This window comes from Streptomyces sp. NPDC096339 (genome assembly GCF_044762985.1).
Lineage (GTDB): Bacteria > Actinomycetota > Actinomycetes > Streptomycetales > Streptomycetaceae > Streptomyces.
The window spans coordinates 1-23,668 of the sequence record NZ_JBIWFI010000027.1; the positions used below are offsets into that span (position 1 = coordinate 1).

The 23,668-nt window shown below is 72.3% G+C and carries 21 protein-coding genes and 1 pseudogene; 13 read left to right on the forward strand and 9 right to left on the reverse strand.

Going from position 1 to position 23,668, the window contains the following annotated elements; translation table 11 throughout:
• From ACIQ5Y_RS27870 to ACIQ5Y_RS27880, 3 genes and pseudogenes are all read right to left on the reverse strand, one after another.
• Positions 1-724, reverse strand: a pseudogene (locus ACIQ5Y_RS27870) (IS200/IS605 family accessory protein TnpB-related protein); the annotation flags it as partial.
• Between the two features lie 135 nt (positions 725-859).
• Positions 860-1,417 carry a hypothetical protein gene (locus ACIQ5Y_RS27875; RefSeq protein WP_403886120.1) on the reverse strand — a complete coding sequence of 186 codons (558 nt, stop codon included), beginning with the start codon at positions 1,415-1,417 and terminating at the stop codon, positions 860-862.
• A 19-nt stretch (positions 1,418-1,436) separates the two neighbouring features.
• Positions 1,437-1,943, reverse strand: a complete 507-nt coding sequence (locus ACIQ5Y_RS27880) for a DUF6463 family protein (RefSeq protein ID WP_403886124.1) — start codon at positions 1,941-1,943, stop codon at positions 1,437-1,439.
• Between the two features lie 19 nt (positions 1,944-1,962).
• On the opposite strand from ACIQ5Y_RS27880, the gene ACIQ5Y_RS27885 reads away from it, so the two are divergent.
• A complete protein-coding gene (locus ACIQ5Y_RS27885; protein ID WP_403886127.1) occupies positions 1,963-2,565 on the forward strand; it encodes a TetR/AcrR family transcriptional regulator in 603 nt (200 codons plus the stop codon).
• Positions 2,552-3,904 (forward strand): CoA transferase, encoded by a 1,353-nt coding sequence (locus ACIQ5Y_RS27890; RefSeq protein WP_403886130.1) that lies wholly within the window; start codon positions 2,552-2,554, stop codon positions 3,902-3,904. The genes ACIQ5Y_RS27885 and ACIQ5Y_RS27890 overlap by 14 nt, the downstream gene beginning before the upstream one ends.
• Positions 3,905-4,198: 294 nt before the next feature.
• On the opposite strand, the gene ACIQ5Y_RS27895 is transcribed toward ACIQ5Y_RS27890, so the two are convergent.
• The gene (locus ACIQ5Y_RS27895; RefSeq protein WP_403886133.1) at positions 4,199-4,690 is read right to left on the reverse strand and encodes a GNAT family N-acetyltransferase; all 492 of its coding nucleotides are present in this window, start codon (positions 4,688-4,690) and stop codon (positions 4,199-4,201) included.
• 38 nt (positions 4,691-4,728) lie between these two features.
• On the opposite strand from ACIQ5Y_RS27895, the gene ACIQ5Y_RS27900 reads away from it, so the two are divergent.
• The gene (locus ACIQ5Y_RS27900) at positions 4,729-5,532 is read left to right on the forward strand and encodes an exodeoxyribonuclease III (protein ID WP_403886135.1); all 804 of its coding nucleotides are present in this window, start codon (positions 4,729-4,731) and stop codon (positions 5,530-5,532) included.
• On the opposite strand, the gene ACIQ5Y_RS27905 is transcribed toward ACIQ5Y_RS27900, so the two are convergent.
• A complete protein-coding gene (locus ACIQ5Y_RS27905; RefSeq protein WP_403886139.1) occupies positions 5,514-6,242 on the reverse strand; it encodes a MerR family transcriptional regulator in 729 nt (242 codons plus the stop codon). The genes ACIQ5Y_RS27900 and ACIQ5Y_RS27905 overlap by 19 nt on opposite strands.
• A gap of 137 nt (positions 6,243-6,379) precedes the next feature.
• Here ACIQ5Y_RS27905 and ACIQ5Y_RS27910 point away from each other — a divergent pair, with 137 nt between their 5' ends.
• From ACIQ5Y_RS27910 to ACIQ5Y_RS27925, 4 genes are all read left to right on the forward strand, one after another.
• Positions 6,380-8,095 carry a flavin-containing monooxygenase gene (locus tag ACIQ5Y_RS27910; RefSeq protein ID WP_403886365.1) on the forward strand — a complete coding sequence of 572 codons (1,716 nt, stop codon included), beginning with the start codon at positions 6,380-6,382 and terminating at the stop codon, positions 8,093-8,095.
• Positions 8,092-9,006 (forward strand): alpha/beta fold hydrolase, encoded by a 915-nt coding sequence (locus tag ACIQ5Y_RS27915; RefSeq protein WP_403886142.1) that lies wholly within the window; start codon positions 8,092-8,094, stop codon positions 9,004-9,006. The genes ACIQ5Y_RS27910 and ACIQ5Y_RS27915 overlap by 4 nt, the downstream gene beginning before the upstream one ends.
• Positions 9,003-9,887: an SDR family oxidoreductase gene (locus ACIQ5Y_RS27920; protein ID WP_403886146.1), complete on the forward strand. Its 885-nt coding sequence runs from the start codon at positions 9,003-9,005 to the stop codon at positions 9,885-9,887. Before ACIQ5Y_RS27915 ends, ACIQ5Y_RS27920 begins: the two co-directional genes overlap by 4 nt.
• A gap of 75 nt (positions 9,888-9,962) precedes the next feature.
• A complete protein-coding gene (locus ACIQ5Y_RS27925) occupies positions 9,963-10,148 on the forward strand; it encodes a hypothetical protein (protein ID WP_403886149.1) in 186 nt (61 codons plus the stop codon).
• A gap of 101 nt (positions 10,149-10,249) precedes the next feature.
• Here ACIQ5Y_RS27925 and ACIQ5Y_RS27930 read toward each other — a convergent pair whose 3' ends face one another.
• Positions 10,250-13,531 carry a S41 family peptidase gene (locus ACIQ5Y_RS27930; protein ID WP_403886152.1) on the reverse strand — a complete coding sequence of 1,094 codons (3,282 nt, stop codon included), beginning with the start codon at positions 13,529-13,531 and terminating at the stop codon, positions 10,250-10,252.
• Between the two features lie 152 nt (positions 13,532-13,683).
• On the opposite strand from ACIQ5Y_RS27930, the gene ACIQ5Y_RS27935 reads away from it, so the two are divergent.
• Together ACIQ5Y_RS27935 and ACIQ5Y_RS27940 are read left to right on the forward strand one after the other, a co-directional pair.
• A complete protein-coding gene (locus ACIQ5Y_RS27935) occupies positions 13,684-14,274 on the forward strand; it encodes a TetR/AcrR family transcriptional regulator (protein WP_403886154.1) in 591 nt (196 codons plus the stop codon).
• 123 nt (positions 14,275-14,397) lie between these two features.
• Entirely contained in the window at positions 14,398-16,602 is a 2,205-nt protein-coding gene (locus ACIQ5Y_RS27940; protein WP_403886157.1) for an MMPL family transporter, read from the forward strand.
• Between the two features lie 78 nt (positions 16,603-16,680).
• Here ACIQ5Y_RS27940 and ACIQ5Y_RS27945 read toward each other — a convergent pair whose 3' ends face one another.
• Positions 16,681-17,052, reverse strand: coding sequence for an SsgA family sporulation/cell division regulator (locus ACIQ5Y_RS27945; protein WP_403886161.1), 372 nt, complete (start codon positions 17,050-17,052; stop codon positions 16,681-16,683).
• A gap of 190 nt (positions 17,053-17,242) precedes the next feature.
• Between ACIQ5Y_RS27945 and ACIQ5Y_RS27950 the strand changes: the two genes are divergently transcribed.
• The 4 genes from ACIQ5Y_RS27950 to ACIQ5Y_RS27965 all read left to right on the forward strand — a co-directional run bounded on the left by ACIQ5Y_RS27950 (position 17,243) and on the right by ACIQ5Y_RS27965 (position 21,173).
• Positions 17,243-18,289, forward strand: coding sequence for an energy-coupling factor ABC transporter permease (locus tag ACIQ5Y_RS27950; RefSeq protein ID WP_403886164.1), 1,047 nt, complete (start codon positions 17,243-17,245; stop codon positions 18,287-18,289).
• On the forward strand, positions 18,289-19,050 hold the full coding sequence (cbiQ, locus tag ACIQ5Y_RS27955; RefSeq protein ID WP_403886167.1) for a cobalt ECF transporter T component CbiQ: 762 nt from the start codon (positions 18,289-18,291) through the stop codon (positions 19,048-19,050). Before ACIQ5Y_RS27950 ends, cbiQ begins: the two co-directional genes overlap by 1 nt.
• Positions 19,038-19,835 (forward strand): energy-coupling factor ABC transporter ATP-binding protein, encoded by a 798-nt coding sequence (locus ACIQ5Y_RS27960; protein ID WP_403886170.1) that lies wholly within the window; start codon positions 19,038-19,040, stop codon positions 19,833-19,835. Before cbiQ ends, ACIQ5Y_RS27960 begins: the two co-directional genes overlap by 13 nt.
• A gap of 171 nt (positions 19,836-20,006) precedes the next feature.
• A complete protein-coding gene (locus ACIQ5Y_RS27965) occupies positions 20,007-21,173 on the forward strand; it encodes a serine hydrolase domain-containing protein (RefSeq protein ID WP_403886173.1) in 1,167 nt (388 codons plus the stop codon).
• Here ACIQ5Y_RS27965 and ACIQ5Y_RS27970 read toward each other — a convergent pair.
• Together ACIQ5Y_RS27970 and ACIQ5Y_RS27975 are read right to left on the reverse strand one after the other, a co-directional pair.
• A complete protein-coding gene (locus tag ACIQ5Y_RS27970; protein WP_403886176.1) occupies positions 21,170-21,646 on the reverse strand; it encodes a YbaK/EbsC family protein in 477 nt (158 codons plus the stop codon). The genes ACIQ5Y_RS27965 and ACIQ5Y_RS27970 overlap by 4 nt on opposite strands.
• A gap of 217 nt (positions 21,647-21,863) precedes the next feature.
• A complete protein-coding gene (locus tag ACIQ5Y_RS27975) occupies positions 21,864-23,504 on the reverse strand; it encodes a penicillin-binding transpeptidase domain-containing protein (RefSeq protein WP_403886179.1) in 1,641 nt (546 codons plus the stop codon).
• Positions 23,505-23,668: the final 164 nt, after the last annotated feature.

The following is a 23,668-nucleotide window of genomic DNA, read 5'->3' on the forward strand; positions in this document are numbered from 1 at the left end:
GCGTGCCGTTGGCCAGATGGGCGAGCGGGGCAGGCAGCTTGACCGACACCTCCCCATCCGGCGTGACGCGGATCGTCTCGTTCCCGAACCTCTTCGCCGACTCACCATCAGCCTGAAGGAACCAACGGGCGGCCTCCCAGCGTAGCCGCCACTCCTCCTCGCCGAGCTGGGTGGCGTCGAGATGGTGCCGGGTGCCCAGCAGGCGTCTGCCGCCCCGCGTCCCCCGGACACGGCCCGCTTCGAGGTCGGCCCGGATGGTGGCGAGTCGGTCCTCCAGTGCACGCAGGCGTCGAGCCTTCGCGTGCCAGTCCCGTCGGGTGCGGAACCCGCCAGGAGCCGCCTTGGTGCCCCTTGCCCCGATCGGCTGCGCAAGGCGGTGCCGGATCGTCTTGATACCGGCTTCCAGGCTCTGGACGCGCGCCGTCTGACCGCGCCGGGCCGGCGCCCACTGATCATGTGTGGCCTTCGTGATACTCCCCGCCCACCGCGACGACGACCGTGCGGTCAGCTCTCGCTTTCGCACCGCCCACGAGTCGGCGGAGTGGTCCAGGCCGTCACGGCAGCGCACGGCGAGGTCCTTCGCAGCGAGCGAGCCCAGATGCGCCCCGACCAGGGCCAGTACTTCCTCATCACGCCCGGTCAGGTACTTCAGCCGAGTCCGCACGGCGACACCCGTGGGCCCGAGGGCGACGAACGGCGCCGACAACACCCGCACTCCACCCACCACCCTGGTACCGAAGGGACCTCTCCCCCAGGCGACGAGCACGACACGCAAAGGTCACCCATTCGATGCAAGAACTCCCGTTCCCAACCGGCAGCGACCCACCACCACGAACCAGGCACGCAGGCCAGAACACACTCACGCCCAGCCAACAGGCAGCAGTTCCAACCCCTCCGATACACCGAGCCGGGTACGCAGGGTGTCCGGGCCGTCCAGGAACTCGTGCATGCCCATCAACAGCCAACTGTGCACCGCCTGGCTGTCGCGGCAGTCCCCGCAGTGGCCGGAAGTGCAGCAGAACTGCACCGTCTCCAGGTCGGCGCCCCACGCGTTGAACCCGGCCAGCATCGGGTTGCCGTTGGCGATCCGGTTCTCGTGGGCCTTGTGGTCGACGCTGATGCCGGGGCAGACGTCGCACCCGAAGCTCTGGCCGTGCGAACGGCCCGTGATCAGCGCCTCTGTGTAGTACGGGTCGTTGACCACCGTGTCCGGGAACAGCTGTTGCACCCGCAGGGCCTCGTTCGGCAGTCTGCGGCCCTCCGGCTCCTTGAGGGGGTGCTCGCCGCCGTACTCGCTGTGCGTTCCGGCCGGATCGAGCCGGAAGCCGCGGTATCCGGAGACCCCCGGCCGTAATCGTGGATGGGGCAGGGCGCAGGCGAACTCCCATGTTCCGGACGGGCAGGACCAAATCCTCATGCCGGCTCCTCAAGGAGCGTCAGTTCCCCCCTCGTTTCCGGTCGCGATCACGGTGGGGCTTCGACGGGTCCGTGCGGTGTGCGCGGTGTGCGAGGAGGAGCAGGGTGATCGGGACGAGGCCGAGCGGGAAGCCCGAGGGTTCGAGGATCCAGCCGCCGAGGAGGATCCATGCGGCCAGGGTCCAGGTCACGTAGCGCGGGACCTCCTGGCCCGTGCGGGCCATCCGGGCCAGGAGCAGGCCGAGCAGGATCAGCGGGACGGCGAAGCTGCCCGGCAGGGACCAGAACAGGCGGAGCGAGTCCGTGTTGGCGGGGTCCTCGATGGCGGCCGGGCCGTGGAGTCGGCCGGTCAGCCAGTCGCCCCAGTGCGACCAGGACTGGACGGTGAAGACGGCGATGTGACCGGCGCCGATGAAGGCGGTGACGCGGCCCGCCCAGACGGTCAGGGTGCGGGCGCGGGCCTCGGCGGCGGCGCCGGACGCGGCAGGGGTGGGAGTAGTTACGGTACTGCTAGTTCCGATACTCATAGTTCCGTATGATGGGGCCGTGGAGCCTTCGAAGCAACCCCCCGGCCGGCCGCGGGACGCCCGCGTGGACGATGCGATCCGAGACGCCGTACGCGAGTTGGTGACCGAGGTGGGGTACGCCGCGCTGACCATGGACGCCGTCGCGGCCAGGGCGCACGTGGGCAAGGCGGCCATCTACCGCCGCCACGCCTCACGCGGCGAGCTGGTCTTCTCCGCGCTCGTGCACGGGAGGCAGCCGAAGCCGCTGCCGGACACCGGGACGCTGCTCGGGGACCTCGCCGGGTTCGCGGGGGTGGTCCTCGCGGTGTTCTCCGATCCCGTCGTGCTCGCCGCGACCCCGGGGCTGCTCGCCGATCTGAAGCAACAGCCCGAGATCGCGGCCCGGTTCCAGGAGGCCTTCATCGCCGGGGAGCGGGTGCAGGTGGTGGCGCTGTTGGAGCGGGCCGTGGCGAGGGGGGAGTTGGGCACCCTGCCGGACGCGGCGACGGTGCACGCGGCCGTGCTCGGGACCGTCTTCGCGTGGGTGTTCCTGCTGGCCCAGCCGCCCACACCGCAACTCGCCCCGCGCATCGCCTCGATGGTGGCGGCGGGGATCGCAGAATGGGCGCATGACGATCGCTGATGTGGGTGGGCCGGCCGGCCGGACCGCGCAGGCCTGGGCGGCGCTCGGCGGGGCGCCGGGGATCGCGGGGCGGGTGCGGTACCGGGGCGCCGGGAACCTGGGGGAAGGGCCGCTGCCGGTAGCGGAGTTGGCCCGGTCCACGGTCGGGGCGTGCGCGCTGGCGGCGGGCGAGCTGGCCGCCGTACGGGCCGGTGGCGGGCCGGAGGACGTGGCTCCGGTGGTGGTGGACGAGGGTGCGGTGGCGACGGCGTTCGTCAGCGAGCGGCACCTGAGGGTGGCGGGGCGGGCGCCGGTGACCTTCGCGCCGCTGTCGGGCTTCTGGCGGGCGGCGGACGGGTGGGTGCGGACGCACGCCAACTATCCGCACCACGAGACCGCGCTCGTGCGGGCGCTCGGGCTGCCGTCCGCGACGCCGGAGGCGCTGCGGGCCGCGGTGGCGGGGCGGCCGGCCGTCGAGGTGCAGGAGTCGGCGTACGCGGCGGGCGGGCTGGCCGTCGCCGTGTCCGAGGGGTACGGGGAGCCGCAGCCGCTGGTGGAGCCCGTACGGGAAACGGGCGCGCGGGGGCGGCCGCTCGGGCCGGCCCCCGACGGGCGGCCCGCGGCCGGGGTACGGGTGCTCGACCTGACCCGGGTCATCGCCGGTCCGGTGGCCACGCGGACGCTCGGGGTGCTGGGCGCGGACGTGCTGCGCATCGACTCGCCGCGGCTGCCGGAGGCGGACGACGCGTACGCGGACACCGGCTTCGGGAAGCGGTCGGCGCGGCTGGACCTGGCGGTGGCGGGGGATCGGGCGGTGCTCGAAGGGCTGCTGGCCGAGGCCGACGTGGTGGTCTCGGGGTACCGGCCGGGGGCGCTGGAACGCTACGGGCTGGACGCGGCGGAGCTGCTGGAGCGGTGGCCGGGGCTGGTGGTGGCCGAGCTGTGCGCGTGGGGGTGGCGGGGGTGGGGCCCGTGGGCGGGGCGGCGTGGGTTCGACTCGCTGGTGCAGGCGGGGTACGGGATCGCCACCGCGTGTGCGGGTGCGGACGGGGTGCCGGGGGTGCTGCCGGCGCAGGCCCTGGACCACGGGACGGGGTACCTCGTGGCGGCCGGTGTGCTGCGGGCGCTGGCGCAAGGGGGTGGGCGGGGGCTGCGGTTCTCCCTCGCCGGGACGGGGTCGTGGCTGGTGCGGGGACCGGCCGGGGGCCGGTGCGGGCGGGGGGAGTACTCGGCCGAGCCGTGGCTGAGGGAGGTGGACTCGGGGTACGGGGCGTTGCGGCACGCCGCCAGTCCCTTCGGGCAGTGGCGGCGGGGGCCGTCGCGCTGGGGCGCGGACGAGGCCGTCTGGCTCCCGCGGTAGGGCGGCCGGCCGGGTGGGGCGTCGTTGCCGGGGTGCTGCCCCGGACCCCGCGCCTCAATCGCCGGCGGGGCTGGGGTTGTCCCCGGCGGGGGCGGACTGCCCGGCTGGGTTTGCGCCCGTGGGTTTGCCGGCCGGGTGCGGCGCCGTTGCCGGGGGCTGCCTCGGACCCGGCGCCTCAATCGCCGGCGGGGCTGGGGTTGTCCCCGGCGGGGCTGCGTTCGCCCGGCGGGGATGGACTTGGCCCCGGTGGGCGCCGGAGTGCCCCTACGGGGGCGGATGCTGCGGCGGCTCGCGCTAGCGGAGGGGCTTCGACATGCAGCGGCTGGAGTCGTAGTCGCGGTAGAAGCCGAACTTGGCGCACATCGCGTAGTCCGACGAGAGGTACAGGGCGATCGCCTCCGGCTGCTGGTCGCCCGTTTCCAGGACCATGCGGGTGCGGCCCGCCTCTCGGGCGTCGTCCTCCAGGGTCGCCAGGATGCGGCGGGCCAGGCCCAGGCCGCGGGCTTCCGGGATGACGTACATGCGCTTCAGCTCGGCGTCGCCGTCCGAGTAGCCCTCCTCGTTCTCCTCCTGGCTGCGCCAGCCCCCGCTCGCGACCGGGGCGCCCGAGGCGTCGTAGGCGAGCAGGTAGAGGCCCCGGGGAGGGAGGAACATCGCCGGGTCGAGGAACGTTTCGTCACCCTCGCCGTCGTACCGCTTCTGGTATTCGAGCTGCACCTGGTCGTTGAGCTTGACCGCGTCCGGGTGGTCGTACGGCACGGCGCGGAGGTTTATACCGTGAGACATTCGAATATCGTACGGAACGCTCCGGCTATGGTGCTGGGATGCTGACCGTTACCTCCGTGAATGTGAATGGGATCCGCGCCGCGGCCAAGAAGGGCTTCGTCCCCTGGCTGGCCGGGTCCGACGCCGACGTCGTCTGCCTGCAAGAGGTGCGGGCCGAGGAGGGGCAGATTCCGGAGGAGGCCCGGAAGCCCGAGGGCTGGCACACCGTGTTCGCGCCCGCCGCCGCCAAGGGGCGGGCCGGGGTCGCGCTGTACACGCGGCGGGAGCCCGAGCGGGTGCAGGTCGGATTCGGGAGTGACGAGTTCGACACCAGTGGCCGCTACATCGAGATCGATCTGCCCGGCGTGACCGTGGCCAGCCTCTACCTGCCCTCCGGGGAGGCCGGGACCGAGAAGCAGGACGAGAAGTACCGGTTCATGGAGGAGTTCCGCACCTATCTGGAGGAGCTGAAGGTGCGGGCTGCCGCGGACGGGCGGGAGGTCGTGGTGTGCGGCGACTGGAACATCTGCCACCAGGAAGCCGACCTCAAGAACTGGAAGACCAACCGGAAGAACGCCGGCTTCCTGCCCGAGGAGCGGGAGTGGCTCGGCAAGGTGTACTCGGACACCGGGTACGTGGACGTGGTGCGCGGTCTGCACCCGGACACCGAGGGCCCGTACTCCTGGTGGTCCTACCGCGGGCGGGCCTTCGACAACGACGCCGGCTGGCGCATCGACCTCCAGGTGGCCACCCCGGGGCTGGCCGCGAAGGCCGTGAAGGCCTTCGTGGAGCGGGCCGAGACGCACCCCGAGCGGTGGTCCGACCACGCGCCGGTCACGGTCGTCTACGAGCTCGGGGTCTGATCCCCGTCCGCGGTCCCGTCCTCGTGCCGGTCGGCGGGTGGCGTCTGGGACAGCAGGCGGTCCATCGCCATCGTGAGTTCCGCCTCGACCACGCTCTTCGCCAGCGGCCGCAGCCGGGTCAGGGCGTCCTCGCCCGGTATGTGGGCGGCGATGAGCTGCGTGAAGAGGGCCGCCATCGCGTCCGCGTGCGCGCGGACCTGGCGGCCCGTCTCCAGTACGTCCGCCAGCGGAACGCCCTCGCGGACCAGGTCCGAGGAGACGTCGAGCAGGCGGCGGCTCACGTGCACGATGGCGTCGCCGTCGACGGCCAGGTAGCCGAGGTCGAGCGCGGCCGCCAGGTTCTCCGGGGTGACCTCGCCCTCGAAGTAGTCGGCGAGCGTCTCGGGGGACAGGCGGACCGGGGTCTCCTCCGACCAGCCGATGCCCAGCAGCTCGCCGACCTGGCCGGCGTCGCGGCCGCTCTCGAACGCGGCGGTCAGTTCGGCGATGCCGCCGAGGGTGTGGCCGCGTTCCAGCAGTGCGGCGATGGTGCGCAGCCGGGCCAGGTGGTGCTCGTCGTACCAGGCGATCCGGCCCTCGCGGCGGGGCGGCGGGAGGAGTTTGCGCTCGCGGTAGAAGCGCAGGGTGCGCACGGGGATGCCGGCCGCCTCGGCCAGTTCCTCCGTACGGTACTCACGCACTGTGTCCGGTTCCGTCTCATCCTTCGCCACGGGCGCAGCCTATGGCGTACGGGCGGTAACTTTCCGCGCGCGACCCCTACCCATGAGTACGGGCCTGCTCTACTCTCCCGATTGTGCCAGTGATTGCTGGCAGTGTTGCAGATGCGGAAGGCGGCGGCATGGGCGGCATGGGTGAAGGCGAGCGTGTGCGCGAGCACGTACGCGTGGCGGTGATCGGGTCCGGGTTCGGCGGGCTCGGCGCGGCCGTGCGGCTGCGGCGCGAGGGGATCACCGACTTCGTCGTACTGGAGCGGGCCGACTCGGTCGGCGGGACCTGGCGCGACAACAGCTACCCCGGGTGCGCGTGCGATGTGCCCTCCCACCTGTATTCGTTCTCGTTCGCGCCCAATCCCGACTGGCCGCGGACGTTCTCCGGGCAGCCGGCCATCCGCGAGTACCTGGAGCACGTCGCCGACACCTTCGGGCTGCGCCGCCACATCCGGCTGAACCACGAGGTCCGGATGATGCGCTGGGACGCGGACGAGCTGCGCTGGGAGATCGAGACGGCGGGCGGGGACCTGACCGCCGACGTGGTCGTCTCCGCCACCGGGCCGCTGTCCGACCCGAAGATGCCGGAGATCCCGGGGCTCGCCGAGTTCCCCGGCAAGGTCTTCCACTCCGCGCGCTGGGACCACGACTACGACCTCGCCGGCAAGCGCGTCGCCATGATCGGTACGGGCGCCTCCGCCATCCAGATCGTCCCGGCCATCGCGCCGGAGGTGCGGCGGCTCACGCTGTTCCAGCGGACCCCGCCGTGGGTGATGCCGCGCACCGACCGGGCGATCACGGCCGTGGAGCGCTGGCTGCACCGGCAGCTGCCGTTCACCCGGGCGGCGCGGAGGGGGCTGCTGTGGGGGATCCGGGAGCTCCAGGTCAGCGCCTTCACCAAGCGGCCGAACCAGCTCGGCCTCATCGAGTCGCTCGCCAAGGCCAACATGGCCCGCTCGATCAAGGACCCGGTGCTGCGGGCCAAGCTGACGCCGTCGTACCGCATCGGCTGCAAGCGGATCCTGCTGTCGAGCGAGTACTACCCGGCGCTGGCCCGGCCCAATGTGGACCTGGTCGCCTCGGGGCTGAAGGAGATCCGGGGTTCGGTGCTGGTGGCCGCGGACGGGTCCGAGACCGAGATCGACGCGATCATCTTCGGTACGGGTTTCCACGTCACGGACATGCCGATCGCGGACCGGGTGGTCGGCGCGGAGGGCAAGACCCTCGCGGACGCCTGGAAGGACGGGATGCAGGCGCTGCGCGGGGCGACGGCGGCCGGGTTCCCGAACTGGATGACGATCATCGGTCCGAACACCGGGCTGGGGAACAGCTCGATGATCCTGATGATCGAGTCGCAGCTGAACTACATGGCGGACTACCTGCGGCAGCTCGGCGTGCTGGGCGGGAGGGTCGCGCTGGCGGCGCGGCCGTCGGCGGTGAACCGGTGGAACCGGCACGTGCAGGCGCGGATGGAGCGGACGGTGTGGAACACCGGCGGCTGCACGAGCTGGTACCTCGACGCGCAGGGGCGCAACACGACGGTGTGGCCGGGCACGACGGGGGAGTTCCGGCGGGAGACCCAGCGGGTCGACCTCGCCGAGTACGAGGTCGTACGGGTCCGGGGGCGTGAGCCGGTCGCTGCCGTGGTGGCTCCCGCCGGGGTGGCTCCAGGTGCGGCGCGGTTGCCGGGGGCGCTGCCCCCGGACCCCCGCGCCTCAAACGCCGGCGAGGCTGAATTCGCCTCCGGCGGCGCCTCAAACGCCGGCGGGGCTGGAGTTGCGCCCGGCGGGGCTTCGAAGGGTGGCGGGACCGGGGTTGCCCCCAGCGGGGCTGGGGTTGGGGAGGGGGGCGCGTGAGTCGGTTGACGCATGTTGCCTCCGGGCCCTACGCGCCGCCCGTCGCGCGGCGGGAGGTCGTGGCGGTGTCCGCCGACGGGGCCCGGCTGCACGTCGAGGTGCACGGGGAGGAGGGGGCGCCGGCCGTGGTGCTGGCGCACGGGTGGGTCTGTTCCACCGCCTTCTGGGCCGCCCAGGTGCGGGAACTGGCCAAGGGGCACCGGGTCATCGCCTATGACCAGCGCGGGCACGGGCGTAGTCCCGCCGCGGCGACGCACAGCACCACCGCCCTGGCCGACGACCTCGTCGCGGTGCTCGGGGTCGCCTTGGCGCCCGGGGAGCGGGCCGTCGTCGCCGGGCACTCCATGGGCGGTATGACGATCATGGCCGCCGCCGGGCGGCCGGAGTTCACCGAGCACGCCGCCGCCGCGCTGCTGTGCAGTACCGGCAGCTCCCGGCTGGTCGAGGAGGCACGGGTGCTGCCGCTGCGCGCGGGGCGTGCGCGGACCCGTATCACCGGCGCGGTACTCGGCTCCCGGGCCCCGCTCGGGCCGGTCACGCCCGTCGCGCGGAAGGTCCTCAAGTACGCCACCATGGGCCCCGGCTCCGCCCCCGACCGGGTCGAGGCCTGCGCCCGTATCCTGCACGCCTGCCCCACCAAGGTCCGGCACGCCTGGTCCGAGGTGCTGGCGGGCCTCGACCTCGACGCGAACCTGGCCGCGCTCACCGTGCCCACGGCGGTGATCGGCGGCACCGAGGACCGGCTCACCCCGGTCACGCACGCCCGCCGCCTGGCCGCCGCGCTGCCGCACTGCGTCGGGCTGACCGAGCTGACCGGCATGGGACACATGACGCCGATCGAGGCGCCCGAAGCCGTCACCCAAGCGATAACCGACCTCGTTGACGCACACGTGAAGGAGAAGACGGGATGAGCTCTCGCAGCAGTCTGGAAGGGCAGGTCGCCGTCGTCACCGGCGCGGCCCGCGGGGTCGGCGAGCTGCTCGCCCGCAAGCTGTCCGCGCGCGGCGCGAAGATCGCACTCGTCGGCCTGGAGCCGGAGGCGCTCAAGGAGGTCTCCGAGCGGCTGCACACCGACAGCGACCACTGGTACGCCGACGTCACCGACCACGAGGCCATGGCCCGTGTCGCCCGGGAGGTCAAGCAGCGCTTCGGCAAGGTCGACATCGTCGTCGCCAACGCGGGCGTCGCCGCCGGCGGGCCGTTCGCCGACTCGGACCCCGACGCCTGGCGCCGGGTCATCGAGGTCAACCTCATCGGCGGGGCCGTCACGGCCCGCGCCTTCCTGCCCGTACTGACGGAGAGCCGCGGCTACTTCCTGCAGATCGCCTCGCTCGCCGCGATCACCCCGGCCCCGATGATGACCGCGTACTGCGCCTCCAAGTCGGGCGTCGAGGCCTTCGCGCACTGCCTGCGCGCCGAGGTCGGCCACAAGGGCGTCAAGGTCGGCGTCGGCTACCTCTCCTGGACCGACACCGACATGGTGCGCGGCGCCGACCAGGACGAGGTGATGCGCGAGCTGCGCCAGAGGCTGCCGTGGCCGTCCAACCGCACCTACCCGCTGGGTCCGGCCGTCGACCGGATCGTGGCGGGCATCGAGCGGCGCTCGGCGCACGTGTACGCGCAGTGGTGGCTGCGCGGGATGCAGGGGGTGCGCGGCTATCTGCCGGGGATCATCGGGGCGGTCGGACAGCGCGAGATGAAGCGGTTCGAACCGCGACTGGCCGGTGTTTCCAAGGGTCTTGTGGGGGCCGGCGGGGCCGCGGACGAGAAGGAACGCACCGTCGGCCGCTGATCGAAATGCGGGGTTTGTCCGGCCGTGCAAGTCTGGTCGGGCCCGATCACCGACACCCCGCATGGAGTGAGAAGCATGGGTATCAAGGACCAGTTCCAGGACAAGGCCGAACGGCTCGCGCAGAAGGCGAAGTCGGAGGCCGGTGGAGCGAAGGACGAAGCCTCGACACGTTCTTCGCAGGCCGCGGAACAGGCGAAGAGCAAGGCGCGGGGGGCGGACGACAAGGCCCGCGCCCGCTTCGACGACGACTTCGACGCCTGACGACCCCTATTCGTACGGCGCCGAGGGGCGCGATTCCCGCCGTTCCGGGAATCGCGCCCCTTTCGTGCGCCGCCTTTCTGTGTTGCCTTCGTGTGCGCCGGCTACCTCGGTGGCAGCTTCGGGCGGCGGCGGTCCGGGACGTCCGTGTAGCCGGGCGGGACCGCGGCCGGGTCCTGTTCCAGCAGTTCCAGTGCCAGGTGCACGGCGTCGTCGAGCTGGGCGTGCCGGCCCTCCGCCCAGTCGAGCGGGGTGCGCAGGATCTCCAGGTCCGGTTCCACGCCGTGGTTCTCCACCGACCAGCCGTACTCGGGGAACCAGGCGGCGTTCATCGGCACCGTGATCACCGTGCCGTCGCCGAGGGTGTGCCGGCCCGTCATGCCGACCACCCCGCCCCAGGTGCGCTGGCCGACCACCGGGCCCAGGCCCAGCAGTTTGAAGGCCGCGGTGATCATGTCCCCGTCCGAGGAGGTCGCCTCGTCGGCGAGCGCCACGATCGGGCCGCGGGGCGCGTTGGAGGCGTAACTGACCGGCTGCGCGTTGCGCGTGAGGTCCCAGCCGAGGATCGAGCGGGTCAACGTCTCCACCACCAGCTCGCTGATGTGCCCGCCCGCGTTGCCGCGTACGTCCACGATCAGCGCGGGCCGGGACATCTCCATGCGCAGGTCGCGGTTGAACTGCGCCCAGCCCGAGCCGCCCATGTCGGGGATGTGCAGGTAGCCGCACCGGCCGCCGCTGAGCTCGCGGACGACCGCGCGCCGTTTGGCCACCCAGTCCTGGTAGCGCAGCGGCCGTTCGTCGATCAGCGGCACGACCGCCACCCGGCGGGCCGGGCCCTCTCCCTCGGCGGGGGTGAAGGTCAGCTCGACGGTGGTGCCGCCGGCCGCCGACAGCAGCGGGTAGGGGCCGGTCACCGGGTCCACGGGCCGGCCGTCGACATGGGTGAGCACCGCGCCCTCCCGGATGCCGGTGCCCGCCAGTGGGGAGCGGGCCTTGGAGTCGGAGGACTCGCCGGGCAGGATCCGCTTGACCACCCAGCCCTCCTCCCGGTGCACGAGGTTGGCGCCGAGCAGCCCGATGGCCCGCTGGTAGTGGGGCGGTCCTTCGTTGCGCCGGGCGGGGGAGACGTAGGCGTGCGAGGTGCCGAGTTCGCCGAGGACCTCGCGGAGCAGGTCCGCGAACTCGTCGGGGGAGGCGACCCGTTCGACGAGGGGGCGGTACTGGCGCAGTACGCCGTCCCAGTCGATGCCGCACATCTTCGGCTCCCAGAAGTACGCCTGGATGAGCCGCCCGGCCTCCTCGAAGGCCTGGCGCCACTCGGCCGCCGGGTCCACCTCGTGCAGGATGCGCCGCAGGTCGAGGTAGACCGTCGAATCGCTGTCGCCGGATTCGGTCGCGGGGGCCGCGCGCAGGTCGCCGTCGTCGTTGATGACGAGCCGGGTGCCGTCGCCGCTGACCGCGAACCAGTCCAGTCCGGAGGCCAGTTCCGTCTTGCGGGCCTTGGTGAGGTCGAAGTGCTCCAGGGTCGGCTTGCCGCTGATGTCGTTCGGGTTGGCGAAGGTCTCGCCGAGCGCGCCCGAGATGGGCCAGCGCAGCCAGACCAGCCCGCCCCCGCTCACCGGGTACAGGGCCGAGTACTTGGACGCGGTCACAGGGAAGGGGGTGACCCGGCTCTCCAGCCCCTCCACCTCGACGGTCACCGTGCCGTCGCCCGTGTCGCCCTCCGCCGGGTCGAGTCCGCCCGCGGCGGGCCGGCCCTCGGCGGAGAGCGCGAAGGGCGAGGGGGTGGCCGAGGACAGCGGCACCAGGTAGGGGCGGCAGCCCAGGGGGAAGGAGAGGTCGCCGGTGTGCACGTCGTAGACCGGGTCGAAGCCGCGCCAGGACAGGAAGGCCAGATAGCGGCCGTCCCGGGTGAAGACCGGATTCTCGTCCGCGAAGCGGCCGTTGGTGACGTCGACGATCACGCGCGGCCCGGGGCCGGAGATCCGGGCCATCTTGATCTGCCGCAGCGAGCGCCCGATGCCCGGGTGCGACCAGGTCAGCCAGGCTCCGTCGGGGGAGAACGCCAGGTCGGTGACGGGCCCGTTGATGGACGTGATGAGCTCGGTGACCTCCCCGTCGGACTCTTCCGTGCCCGCGGTGGCGGCCGCTTCCTCGGACACCGTGATGAGCAGCAGCCGCCCGTCGTTGGAGGCGATCGCGAGCCGTTCCCCGTCCGGGTCGGACAGCAGTTCCGTCACGCGGCCCAGCTCTCCGGAGGCCAGCCGGCGCGGCTCCCGGTCGCCGGAGGCCCGGGGGAGGTAGGCGATCTCGATCGCGTCCTCGCCCTCGGCGTCCGTCACGTAGGCGACCTGGCCGCCGGAGCCGAGCATCTCGGGCAGCCGTACCCGTACGCCCGGGGTGTCCGCGATGGTCCGGGCCGGCCCGTCGCGGTGCGTCAGCCAGTACAGGCTGCCGCGCACGACGACGGCGCTGGCCCGCCCCGTGGTGTCGACGGAGAGGGAGTCGACGTGGCTGGCGGCCGGCACCTGGTAGGTGCGCCGGCCGGCGCGCGGGCCGCCGAGCCGGACGTCGAGCTTGCGCGGGACGGAGTCGGGGGCGAGGGAGTCGACGAGCCAGATCTCCCCGGCGCACTGGTAGACGACCCGGCGGCCGTCGCTGGAAGCGTGCCGGGCGTAGAACTCCTCGTGGTCGGTGTGGCGGCGCAGGTCGGTGCCGTCGGGCCGGCAGGAGTACAGGTTGCCGACGCCCTCGTGGTCGGAGAGGAAGCCGATGCGGCCGTCCACGAACATCGGGGCGTCGAGGTGGCCCTCGATGTCCTCCAGCAGCCGTTTGCCGTGCAGCCACAGCCGGCCGGTGGCACCGCCCCGGTACCGCTTCCAGGCGGCGGGTTCGTGCGGCGGCTTGCCGGTGAGCAGCAGGGTGCGGTGCTCACCGTCGATGTCGGCGACCTGGATGTCGGAGACGGGCCCCCAGGGCAGGCGCCCGCCGGGGCTGCCGTCCGTCGGCACCTTGTAGGCCCAGGAGTAGTAGGAGAAGGGCTGTCCCTGCGAGGTGACCGCGAGGACGTTGCCGTCCGGGTCCCAGCCGCAGACGCGGGTGTCGGTGGCGCCCCAGTAGCTGAGCCGGCGGACCGGCCCGCCGTGCACGGGGGCGAGGTGGATCTCGGGGTCGAGGCTGCGCCAGTTGGTGTAGGCGATGTGGCTGCCGTCGGGGGAGAAACGGGGGTGGCTGACCCTGGTCCGGTCGACGGTCAGGCGCCAGGCCCGGCCCACCGGATCTCCAGGGGGAACCAAGGGCGCGACCCAAAGATCGTCCTCGGTGGCGAAGCACAGGAGGTCGTCGTGCAGATGCGGGAAGCGGAGGTACGCGACGTCGTGACTCACCCCCCAATGCTTTCCGCGCCAGGGGGGCCTGGCAACTCGTACAGGTGATCCACACCACTCCCATTATCGAAACGGAACGGTTTCGTTTCGTTGAGGCGGGGGGTATGGTCTTATGAGTACGAAGTAGTTTCGTTCGGATGGGAGGTACGGAGATGACCGAGACGAGTGCGTCGCGGCGCAGCCGGATCACCCCCGAACGGCAGGCCGAACTGCACGAGGCGGTCCTCGACCTCCTGCGTGACGTCGGCTACGAGGCGCTGACCATGGACGCCGTCGCCGCCCGAACGAAGTCCAGCAAGGCCACCCTCTACCGCCAGTGGGGGAGCAAGCCGGAACTGGTCGCCAAGGCCCTGCGATGTACGCAGCCCGTCTCGCTGCGGGAGATCGACACGGGCAGCCTGCGCGGAGACTTCGCGCGCATGGTGGAGCACTCCGACGACGCGCAGATGGCCAAGGACACCGCACTGATGCGGGGTCTGACCCACGCCATCCACGAGAGCCCGGAACTCCACAAGGCACTGCGCGAACTGCTCGTCGACCCGGAGATCAACGGTCTCCAGCTGATGCTGCGGCGCGCGGTGGACCGGGGCGAGATCAGCCCGGACTGCCGTGCCCTCGACTTCGTACCCCACATGCTCATCGGGGCGTTCATCGCGCTCCCGCTGATCGAGGACCGTCCGGTGGACCGGACCTTCCTCGGTGACTTCATCGACGCCGTGGTGTTCCCCGCCCTCGGCGTCTGATCCTCCCCGCACGGACCCGTCCCCATAGCTCGTCGCTCGCTGCTGCTCCTGACACGCCGCTCTCGTCGTCGGGCCGGCTCATCCTGCCTTCCATCCCACGACCTGAACGGGAGAACCACCCTCGTGGCTACCTTCCTCTACCGGCTCGGCCGCGGCGCCTTCCGGCGCCGCGGGCTCGTCGCCCTCATATGGGTGGCGTTGCTGTTCGCCGCCGGATTCGGCGCGGCCTCGGCCGGCGCCCCCAGCTCCGGTTCGTTCTCGATCCCCGGCACCGAGGCCCAGAAGGCCTTCGACCTGCTGGAGAAGCGCTTCCCGGGCATGGCCGCCGACGGCGCCACCGCCCGCATCGTCATCAAGGCCCCGGCGGGCGCGAAGGTCACCGACCCCGGCCCCAAGGCCGAGGTCGAGAAGATCATCGACGACCTGAAGTCGGGTCCGGGCAAGGACCAGATCTCCTCGGTCACCGACCCGTACCAGGCGCAGGCCGTGAGCCAGGACGGCGCGACGACCTACATCAGCACCAAGTACAAGGTCAGCGGCATGGAGCTGACCGACGCGACCCGTGAGGCGCTCAAGGACTCCGGCAAGGAGGCCCAGGAGCACGGGCTGACCGTCGAGATCGGCGGTGACGCCCTGATGGCGGCGCCCGAGACCGGCTCCGGCGAGGTCATCGGCATCGTGATCGCCGGGATCGTGCTCGTCATCACCTTCGGCTCGCTGATCGCGGCCGGGCTGCCGCTGCTGACCGCGCTGATCGGCGTCGGCATCGGCATCTCCTCCATCACCGCGCTCGCCAACGTGCTGGACCTCGGCTCCACCACCTCCACGCTCGCGATGATGATCGGCCTCGCGGTCGGCATCGACTACGCCCTCTTCATCGTCTCCCGCTACCGCGTGGAGCTCGCCGAGGGCCGCGAGCGCGACGAGGCCGCCGGCCGCGCCGCCGGAACCGCCGGCTCGGCCGTCGTCTTCGCCGGTCTGACCGTGGTCATCGCCCTCGTCGGCCTGGCCGTCGTCAACATCCCGATGCTGACCAAGATGGGCGCCGCGGCCGCCGGCACCGTGGTCATCGCGGTGCTCGTGGCACTGACCCTCGTCCCGGCCATCCTCGGATTCGCCGGCAAGAAGGTCCTGCCGGCCGGTCGGAAGAGCAAGCTGTTCGGCAAGGGCAAGCCCGAGGGCCTGGGGCCCAAGGCCAACGGCGGCACCCGCTGGGCCCGCTTCGTGCTGCGCCGTCCCGTCATGGTGCTGCTGGCCGGTGTGATCGGCCTCGGCGTCATCGCGATCCCCGCGAGCAAGCTGGAGATGGGCCTGCCCGACGACGGCGCGCAGCCGGTCTCCACCACCCAGCGCAAGGCGTACGACCTGCTGTCCGACGGCTTCGGCCCCGGCTTCAACGGTCCGCTGATGGTGGTCGTGGACGGCGGCAAGGAGCTCGCCGACAAGACCGTCGACCAGATCAAGGGCCTCGACGGCGTGGCCGCGGTCACCCCGCCGATGCTCAACAAGGACGGCGACGCGGCGATCATCAACGTGATCCCGAAGGACCGCCCCTCCTCCACCCAGACGGAGGACCTGGTCCACGAGATCCGCGACGTCAGCGGGGACGAGGTCCTCGTCACCGGCCAGACCGCGATGAACATCGACTTCTCGCAGAAGATGAACGACGCGCTGCTGCCCTACCTCGCACTCGTCGTCGGTCTCGCCTTCCTGCTCCTGATGCTGGTGTTCCGCTCGGTGCTGGTTCCGCTCAAGGCGGCCCTCGGCTTCCTGCTCTCGGTCGTCGCCGCCCTCGGCGCGGTCGTCGCGGTCTTCCAGTGGGGCTGGCTCGGCTCGCTCTTCGGGGTGGAGCAGACCGGTCCGATCATGTCGATGATGCCGATCTTCATGGTGGGCGTGGTGTTCGGCCTGGCCATGGACTACGAGGTCTTCCTCGTCACCCGCATGCGGGAGGCGTACGTCCACGGCGAGCGTCCCGGCCAGGCCGTGGTGACCGGTTTCCAGTACAGCGCCCGGGTGGTCGTGGCCGCCGCCGTCATCATGATCGCGGTGTTCTCCGGCTTCATCGGAGCCAGCGAGCAGATGGTCAAGATGATCGGCTTCGGCCTGGCCGTCGCCGTCTTCTTCGACGCCTTCATCGTCCGCATGACCATCGTCCCGGCGGTGCTCGCCCTGCTCGGCCACAAGGCCTGGTGGCTGCCGAAGTGGCTCGACCGGCTGCTGCCGAACGTGGACGTCGAGGGCGAGAGCCTGCGCAAGCACCTCGCCGCCGAGTCCTCCGACGGCCCGGAGGGCCCGGGCAAGAGCCGCGAGCTGGTCAACGCGTAACCGCTCCCGCGCACGCCCTCGTACGACGGTCCCGGCCCCGCACCTCCCGATCACCGGGGGGTGCGGGGCCGGTCCCGTTCAGGCGAGCCGGCGCCCGGCGGGGGCGGGGGCGTTCGTACGGCGCAGGAAGCGGCGCAGGGCCGCGATGTCGAACTGCAGCACGGCCACGCCTTCGGGGGAGTGGAACTCGACGACCGCCTGGACGCGGCCGCAGGGCCAGACGCGTACGTCTCCGGTTCCGGTCGGAGTCTGGAGCCCGGCTTCCAGCAGGGCGCGGGGGAACACCCACTCGTTCTCCGTGCCCTCGGGGGACAGCTCGGCGGGGAAGACGATCCGTACGGCCAGCGGTTCGGACTCGGCGAAGCGCAGGGCCACCGGAATCTTCCGGTAGAGGGGGTCGTCGCTGATCACGCGCGCGATCACGCGCTCCTCGACGGAGGTGGCGGTCACTGGGAGATTCTCGGCGGTGGCTGACACGACAAGACTCCTCTTTTCGGAACTTTTGCGTCCGTTTGTCCTCCAGCCTCGCACATTCCGACGAAACCGCACGGGGCCATTTGTGACGCCGACGCTGTTGCCAACGGTTTGCAACTAGGCACTATTCTTGGACGGCTGAAAACTGCGAGAAAGCGGAGCCCCCATGCACGTGCCCGACGGATTCATCAACGCACCCGTATCGGTGGCCGCCGGAGTGGCGGCGGCCGGCGCGGTCGCCGTCAGCCTGCGAGGCGCCCGCCGCGAACTCGACGAGCGCACCGCGCCGCTCGCCGGGCTCGTCGCCGCCTTCATCTTCGCCGTTCAGATGCTGAACTTCCCCGTCGCCGCCGGCACCAGCGGGCACCTGCTCGGAGGGGCGCTCGCCGCGATACTCGTCGGCCCCTACACCGGCGTGCTGTGCGTGTCGGTGGTCCTCCTCATGCAGGGCATCCTCTTCGCCGACGGCGGGCTGACCGCCCTCGGCGTCAACATCACCGTCATGGGCGTCGTCACCGTCGTCGTCGCCTACGCGGTCTTCCGCGGACTGCTCAAGATGCTGCCGGCCGGCCGCCGCTCCGTGACCGTCGCCGCCTTCGCCGGGGCCCTGCTCTCGGTCCCGGGCGCGGCCGCCGCCTTCACCGCCATCTACGCCATCGGCGGCACCACCGACGTACCCATCGGCAAGGTGTTCACCGCGATGGTCGGCGTACACGTCCTCATCGGCATCGGCGAGGCCGCCATCACCGCGGCGACCGTGGGCGCCGTGATCGCCGTACGGCCCGACCTCGTGCACGGGGCGCGCGGCCTGAGCGCCCCGCTGAAGCTGCGCGTCGGCGGCGAACTCGTCGACGCGCCGGCGGCCGCCGCCGCGCCCGTCGCCGCCCGCTCCACCACGAAGGTGTGGGTCACCGGCCTGGTCACCGCCCTCGTCCTGGCCGGCTTCGTCTCCTTCTACGCCTCCGCCAGCCCCGACGGCCTGGAGAAGGTCGCCGCCGACCAGGGCATCGACGCCAAGGTCCAGGAGCACGCCGCCAAGGACTCCCCGCTCGCCGACTACTCCGTCAAGGACGTCGCCGACGCCCGCCTCTCCGGCGGCCTCGCGGGCGCCCTCGGAGTCGGCGCGACCGTGGCCGTGGGCACCGGGATCTTCTGGGCCGTACGGCGCCGCCGCACGACCCAGCCCTCGGCCGAGCCGTCGGCCGCGGTCTGATGGGCGCGGGACACGCCCACAAGCTGTACCGGACCGCCCGCACGCCCGTCCACGACCTGCCCCCGCACTGCAAGCTGGCGGCGACCTTCGCCTTCGTCGTGGTCGTCGTCTCCACACCGCGCGAGGCGGTGTGGGCCTTCGGGGTGTACGCGCTCCTCATCGCGGCCGCCGCCGCCGCGGCCCGCATCCCGGCCGGCTTCCTGCTGCGCAGGCTGCTGATCGAGATCCCCTTCGTCGCCTTCGCCGTGCTCATGCCGTTCGTCGCGCAGGGCGAACGCGTGGAGGTCCTCGGCATGTCGCTCAGCGTCTCCGGGCTGTGGGGCGCCTGGAACGTCCTGGCCAAGGGCACGCTCGGCGTCGCCGCCTCCGTCCTGCTCGCCTCGACGACGGAACTGCGGGCACTGCTGCTCGGGCTGCAACGACTGAAGCTGCCTCCGCTGCTCGTACAGATCGCCTCCTTCATGATCCGCTACGGGGACGTCATCGGCGACGAGCTGCGCCGGATGTCCATCGCCCGCCGCTCGCGCGGCTTCGAGGCCAGAGGCATCCGCCACTGGGGGGTGCTGGCCAAGACGGCCGGCGCGCTGTTCATCCGCTCCTACGAGCGCGGCGAGCGGGTCTACCTCGCGATGGTCAGCCGCGGCTACGCCGGCTCGATGCCGGTGATCGACGAAGTCGTGGCCACCCGCGCCCAGTGGGCGTACGCGGCGACGCTCCCGGTGACGGCCCTCGCCGTCTGTCTGATGGGATGGTCCCTGTGACCCCTGCCGACTCTCCCTCCCCCGCTGCCCCTCCTTCCCTTGAAGTGACCGGCCTCGCCTACGCCTACCCCGACGGCCACCAGGCCCTCTTCGGGGTGGACCTGAGCGTCGGGCGCGGCGAGCGGGTCGCCCTGCTCGGCCCCAACGGCGCCGGCAAGACCACCCTCGTGCTGCACCTCAACGGGATCCTGGGCGGCGGGGTGGGCTCGGTGGCCGTGGCCGGGCTGCCGGTGGAGAAGCGGAACTTCGCCGAGATCCGCCGCCGGGTCGGGATCGTCTTCCAGGACCCCGACGACCAGCTGTTCATGCCGACCGTCCGCGAGGACGTGGCCTTCGGCCCCGCGGCCGCGGGTCTGCGCGGCGCGGAGCTGGAGGAACGGGTGCGGGACGCGCTGGAGCAGGTCGGCATGGCGGACTTCGCCGACCGGCCCCCGCACCACCTGTCCTTCGGCCAGCGCCGCCGGGTGGCCGTCGCCACGGTCCTCGCCATGCGGCCGGAGATCCTCGTCCTCGACGAGCCCTCGTCCAACCTCGACCCGGCCTCGCGCCGCGAGCTCGCGGACATCCTGCGCTCGCTCGACGTGACCGTGCTGATGGTGACCCACGACCTGCCGTACGCACTGGAGCTGTGCCCGCGCTCGGTGATCCTCAGCGAGGGGGTCATCGCCGCCGACGGCCGCACCCAGGAGCTGCTGTGCGACGAGGAGCTGATGCGGGCGCACCGCCTGGAGCTGCCGTTCGGCTTCGACCCGCGCTCGCCCCTTCTGACGCGCCCCTCGCACTGATCGGCGCCGGGGCGCCTCCCGGGCTTCGAGCCGCTGCGTCGGCCTCCGTCCGCCGGTCGGGGGCCGGGCCCGGTGAGTCGTTCCGGGGGCCCGGGAAGCAGGGCCGTCCAGCAGGCGTTGCATCGTTGCGTAGGCGCCGTCGGGGCGCCGCGGCAGGTGCTGGGAGTAGACGTGGATGTCCACGGGTCGGTGGCGGAGGGCTTCGAGCCCGTCCGCGAGGCTTTCGTACGCAATTTCGAGGTGCTCGGTGACCGGGGCGCGGCGGTGGCCGTCTACCGGGACGGCCGCAAGGTCGTCGACCTGTGGGGCGGCACGAAGGACGCCGACGGCGGCGAAGGCGCCGAGCCCTGGGGCGAGGACACCGCGCAGATAGTCCGCTCCGCCACGAAGGGCGTGGCCGCCGCCGTGCCGCTGCTGCTGCACCAGCGCGGCCTGCTGGACCTGGACGCGCCGGTCGGCTCGTACTGGCCGGAGTTCAAGACGGGCGGCAAGGAGAAGACGCTCGTCCGCGACCTGCTCTCCCACCGGGCCGGCGTTCCGGCACTGGACCGGGGGCTGACCGTCGCCGAGGCCGCGGACGGGGTCAGCGGGGCGCACGCGGTCGCCGCGCAGCGGCCCTTCTGGGAACCCGGCACCGAGCACGGCTACCACGCGCAGACCTTCAGCTGGCTGGTCTCCGAGCTGGTGCTCCGGGCCACCGGCCGCACCATCGGCTCGTTCCTGGCGGAGGAGATAGCCGAGCCGCTGGGGCTGGACTTCTGGATAGGTCTGCCGGAGGCCGAGGCGCACCGGGTGGGCCGGGTGGCTCCCGTCGACCCGCCGGAGCGCGCGGGCCTGCTGAAGACCCGGCCGCGGCGGAACGTCTCCGAGGCGTACGCCGACCCGGACTCCCTCACCCGTCGCGCCTTCGCGGCCATCGACCCCCAGCCGGACGAGAACGACCCCGTGTACCAGGCCGCCGAGCTCCCCGGCTCGGCCGGCATCGGCACGGCCCGCGCCCTGGCCCGCTTCTACGGGGCCACCATCGGCGTGGTCGAGGACGGCGCCCGCGTCTTCACCCCGGAGACCACCGCGCTGGCCGGCCGGGAGCTGTCGTCGGGCCCCGACCGGGTGCTGGTCGTGAACACCCGCTTCGGCCCCGGCTACATGCTGCACGGCCCTTCCTCCCCGCTGCTCTCCCCGGCCTCCTTCGGCCACCCGGGCCGCGGCGGCTCCCTGGCCTTCGCGGACCCGGAGGCGGGCATCGGCTTCGGCTACGTCACCAACGCCCACGCCAAGTCGGTCACGGCCGACCCGCGTGCGCAGGCGCTGGTGCGCGCCCTGAAGTCGGCGCTCTAGCCTTCGCGTACGTCGGCGAGCGTGGCACCCGCGTGCGCGATGAGCTCTTCGGGGGCCATCGGGAACACGGTGTTCGGGGTGCCGGCGGCCGCCCAGACCTCGGTGTGGGCCAGCAGGGACCGGTCGGCCAGCACCCGGGTGCGGGTCCGGTGCCCGAAGGGCGGGACCCCGCCGATGGCGTAGCCGGTGGTTTCCCGGACCACGGCCGCGTCCGCCCGGGTGACCTTCCCCGCGCCGAGCTCGCGTCGTACGGCCTCGACGTCGACCCGTGAGGCGCCGTCCATGAGGACCAGTACGGGGACCCCGTCCGCGGCGAAGATCAGCGACTTCACGATCTGGCTGAGCTCGCAGCCGATCGCGGCGGCGGCGTCGGCGGCCGTACGGGTCCCTTCGGGGAAGCTCCGGACGGCGAGCTCGAGCCCCAGCCCGGCGAGGGCCTCGGCGAACAGGGGGTGCGTGGGGGTGGTCGTCATGGGGGGACGCTAGCGCCGCGGTCGGTGGCGGGTCGAGGAGGTTTCCCCCGGGGCCGGCCTGCCGGGTGCGGCGCCGCTGCCGGGGCGCTGCCCCGGACCCCGCTCCTCAAACGCCGGAGGGGCTGGGTGGTGTCCCCTGGGCGGGACCTGCCTGTCGGGGCTCCGCCCCGGCAGCGGTGGCCCGCCCGGAGGCCCGGCCCGACCCCGCCCGGGAGGGCTACCCGGCGTTCAGGACCTCCGCCACGATCGGGCCCGCCGTCTCGCCGCCGTGGCCGCCCGCTTCGACCATCGCCGCCGCGGCCACGTCGCCGCTGAAGCCGGTGAACCAGCTGTCCGGGCTGCCCGCGCCGTCGACCTCCGCGGAGCCGGTCTTCGCTCCCTTGTCCGAGCCGCCCACGGAGGCCATCGCCTCGCGGGCGGTGCCGTTCGTCGCCGTCAGCCTCATCATCTTCACCAGCTGCGCCGACACCCCCGGCTTCAAGGAGCGCGAGGCGGTGGCCAGGGTGCGTCCGTCCAGCGCGGCCTTCACGATCACCGGCTGACGGAACACCCCCGTCCGGGCCGTCGCCGTGATCGAGGCGACGTTCAGCGGGTTCATCGTGATCGTGCCCTGGCCGATGTACGCGGCGGCCGCGCCCGACCCGGAGGCCTCCGGGACCGACCCGTCCCGCGAGGCGATCCCGGTCTTCCAGTCCAGCCCGATGCCGAAGACCTCCTTCGCCTCACGCGGCAGCGCCCCGTTGTCGCCCACGTTGTCGATCAGGCTGATGAAGGCGGTGTTGCAGGACCTGGCGAAGCTCGACGCGAAGGTCTCCCCCTCCGACTTGAAGTTGTTCAGGTTGTGGAAGGTCCGCCCCTCCCACGTGGCGGTGGCGGGGCAGGCGGCCGGCTTGTCCGCCGACACCAGACCCTTCTCGATCAGCATGGCCCCCGTCACGATCTTCATCGTCGAGCCCGGCGCCCGCGCCCCCCGCATCGCCGCGTTGAAGCCGTCCTTGCGGTGGTTGGCCACGGCCAGGATCTCGCCCGTGCTCGGCTGGACCGCGACCACCGAGGCCTCGGGGTACTTCGCCACCGCCTTTTCCGCCGCGGCCTGCACATCGGCGTCCAGCACGGTCCGGATCTCCCCCGGCTTGCCCTCGGCCAGCGTCATCAGGGTCCGCCTGGGGTCGTTCGGGGTGAACGGTTCGATCCACACCTCCGCCCCCTTCACGCCGCCCGCCTTCTCCCCGTACGCCTTGCGCAGGTCGTCCAGTACGGCCCGCAGCGAGGGGTACTGCTCCGCGGTCAGCTCCTTGCCGTTGCGGTCGAGCGCCTTGACCGGCGGGGTCGCGGGGGAACCCGCGCGCAGCCTCTCGCCCCGCTGGAGCTGCGGGTGGATGATCGAGTCCTTCCAGTCGACCAGGGGCTTCCCGGTGGTCAGCCCGCGCACCACGGTGAGCTCGGAGTCGTAGACGAGGGGCTTGGTGGTCCCCTCGTACGTGATCTCGGCCTCCACCTTGAAGGGCACGCTGGTGCCGTTGTACGCGCCGGGGGTGATCACGACCTTGGACACCAGCGCCTTCGCCTTGAACTCGCTGACGGCGGGCTGCGCGTCATGCTCGTTGTTCGTGAGCGCGCCCGCCGCGGCCGAGTCCCCGGCGGCCCAGGCGGCGAGGAAGGCCTTCGCGGTGGCGGCGGTTTCCTTGTCGGTGATCGGCCCGCTGCCCTTGGCCGCCTGGACGGAGGTCGTGTCGTCCTTCGCGCCGTCCTTCCCGTTGCCGCTGTCCCCGACCAGCGCGTACACCCCGTACCCGGCGCCGCCGACGAGTGCGAGGAACACCCCGCCGACCACAGCGCCCTTTGCCGCCCCGTTCATTTCGAACCCTCCCCCGAGCCCACAGTTCTCTGAACATGTTCAAAGATCTTTTGGTGTGGACCTTACGCCGCGTCGCCGCCCGACTTCGCTCTTGTTACCGGAACGGAACCTCGATGGCCGAAAGGAGCCGGTAAACGGCAGGAGGGCCTTCCCGTGTTCGGGAA

Bases quoted from the DNA above. Each gene is read 5' to 3' on its own strand.
- ACIQ5Y_RS27920 (WP_403886146.1), top strand. From the start codon at position 9,003: ATGAGCTCTCGCAGCAGTCTGGAAGGGCAGGTCGCCGTCGTCACCGGC.
- ACIQ5Y_RS27950 (WP_403886164.1), top strand. From the start codon at position 17,243: ATGCACGTGCCCGACGGATTCATCAACGCACCCGTATCGGTGGCCGCC.
- ACIQ5Y_RS27880 (WP_403886124.1), bottom strand. From the start codon at position 1,943: ATGAGTATCGGAACTAGCAGTACCGTAACTACTCCCACCCCTGCCGCG.
- ACIQ5Y_RS27875 (WP_403886120.1), bottom strand. From the start codon at position 1,417: ATGAGGATTTGGTCCTGCCCGTCCGGAACATGGGAGTTCGCCTGCGCC.
- ACIQ5Y_RS27910 (WP_403886365.1), top strand. From the start codon at position 6,380: ATGGGTGAAGGCGAGCGTGTGCGCGAGCACGTACGCGTGGCGGTGATC.
- ACIQ5Y_RS27960 (WP_403886170.1), top strand. From the start codon at position 19,038: ATGGTCCCTGTGACCCCTGCCGACTCTCCCTCCCCCGCTGCCCCTCCT.
- ACIQ5Y_RS27895 (WP_403886133.1), bottom strand. From the start codon at position 4,690: ATGTCTCACGGTATAAACCTCCGCGCCGTGCCGTACGACCACCCGGAC.
- ACIQ5Y_RS27890 (WP_403886130.1), top strand. From the start codon at position 2,552: ATGACGATCGCTGATGTGGGTGGGCCGGCCGGCCGGACCGCGCAGGCC.
- ACIQ5Y_RS27935 (WP_403886154.1), top strand. From the start codon at position 13,684: ATGACCGAGACGAGTGCGTCGCGGCGCAGCCGGATCACCCCCGAACGG.
- cbiQ (WP_403886167.1), top strand. From the start codon at position 18,289: ATGGGCGCGGGACACGCCCACAAGCTGTACCGGACCGCCCGCACGCCC.
- ACIQ5Y_RS27925 (WP_403886149.1), top strand. From the start codon at position 9,963: ATGGGTATCAAGGACCAGTTCCAGGACAAGGCCGAACGGCTCGCGCAG.
- ACIQ5Y_RS27900 (WP_403886135.1), top strand. From the start codon at position 4,729: ATGCTGACCGTTACCTCCGTGAATGTGAATGGGATCCGCGCCGCGGCC.
- ACIQ5Y_RS27970 (WP_403886176.1), bottom strand. From the start codon at position 21,646: ATGACGACCACCCCCACGCACCCCCTGTTCGCCGAGGCCCTCGCCGGG.
- ACIQ5Y_RS27975 (WP_403886179.1), bottom strand. From the start codon at position 23,504: ATGAACGGGGCGGCAAAGGGCGCTGTGGTCGGCGGGGTGTTCCTCGCA.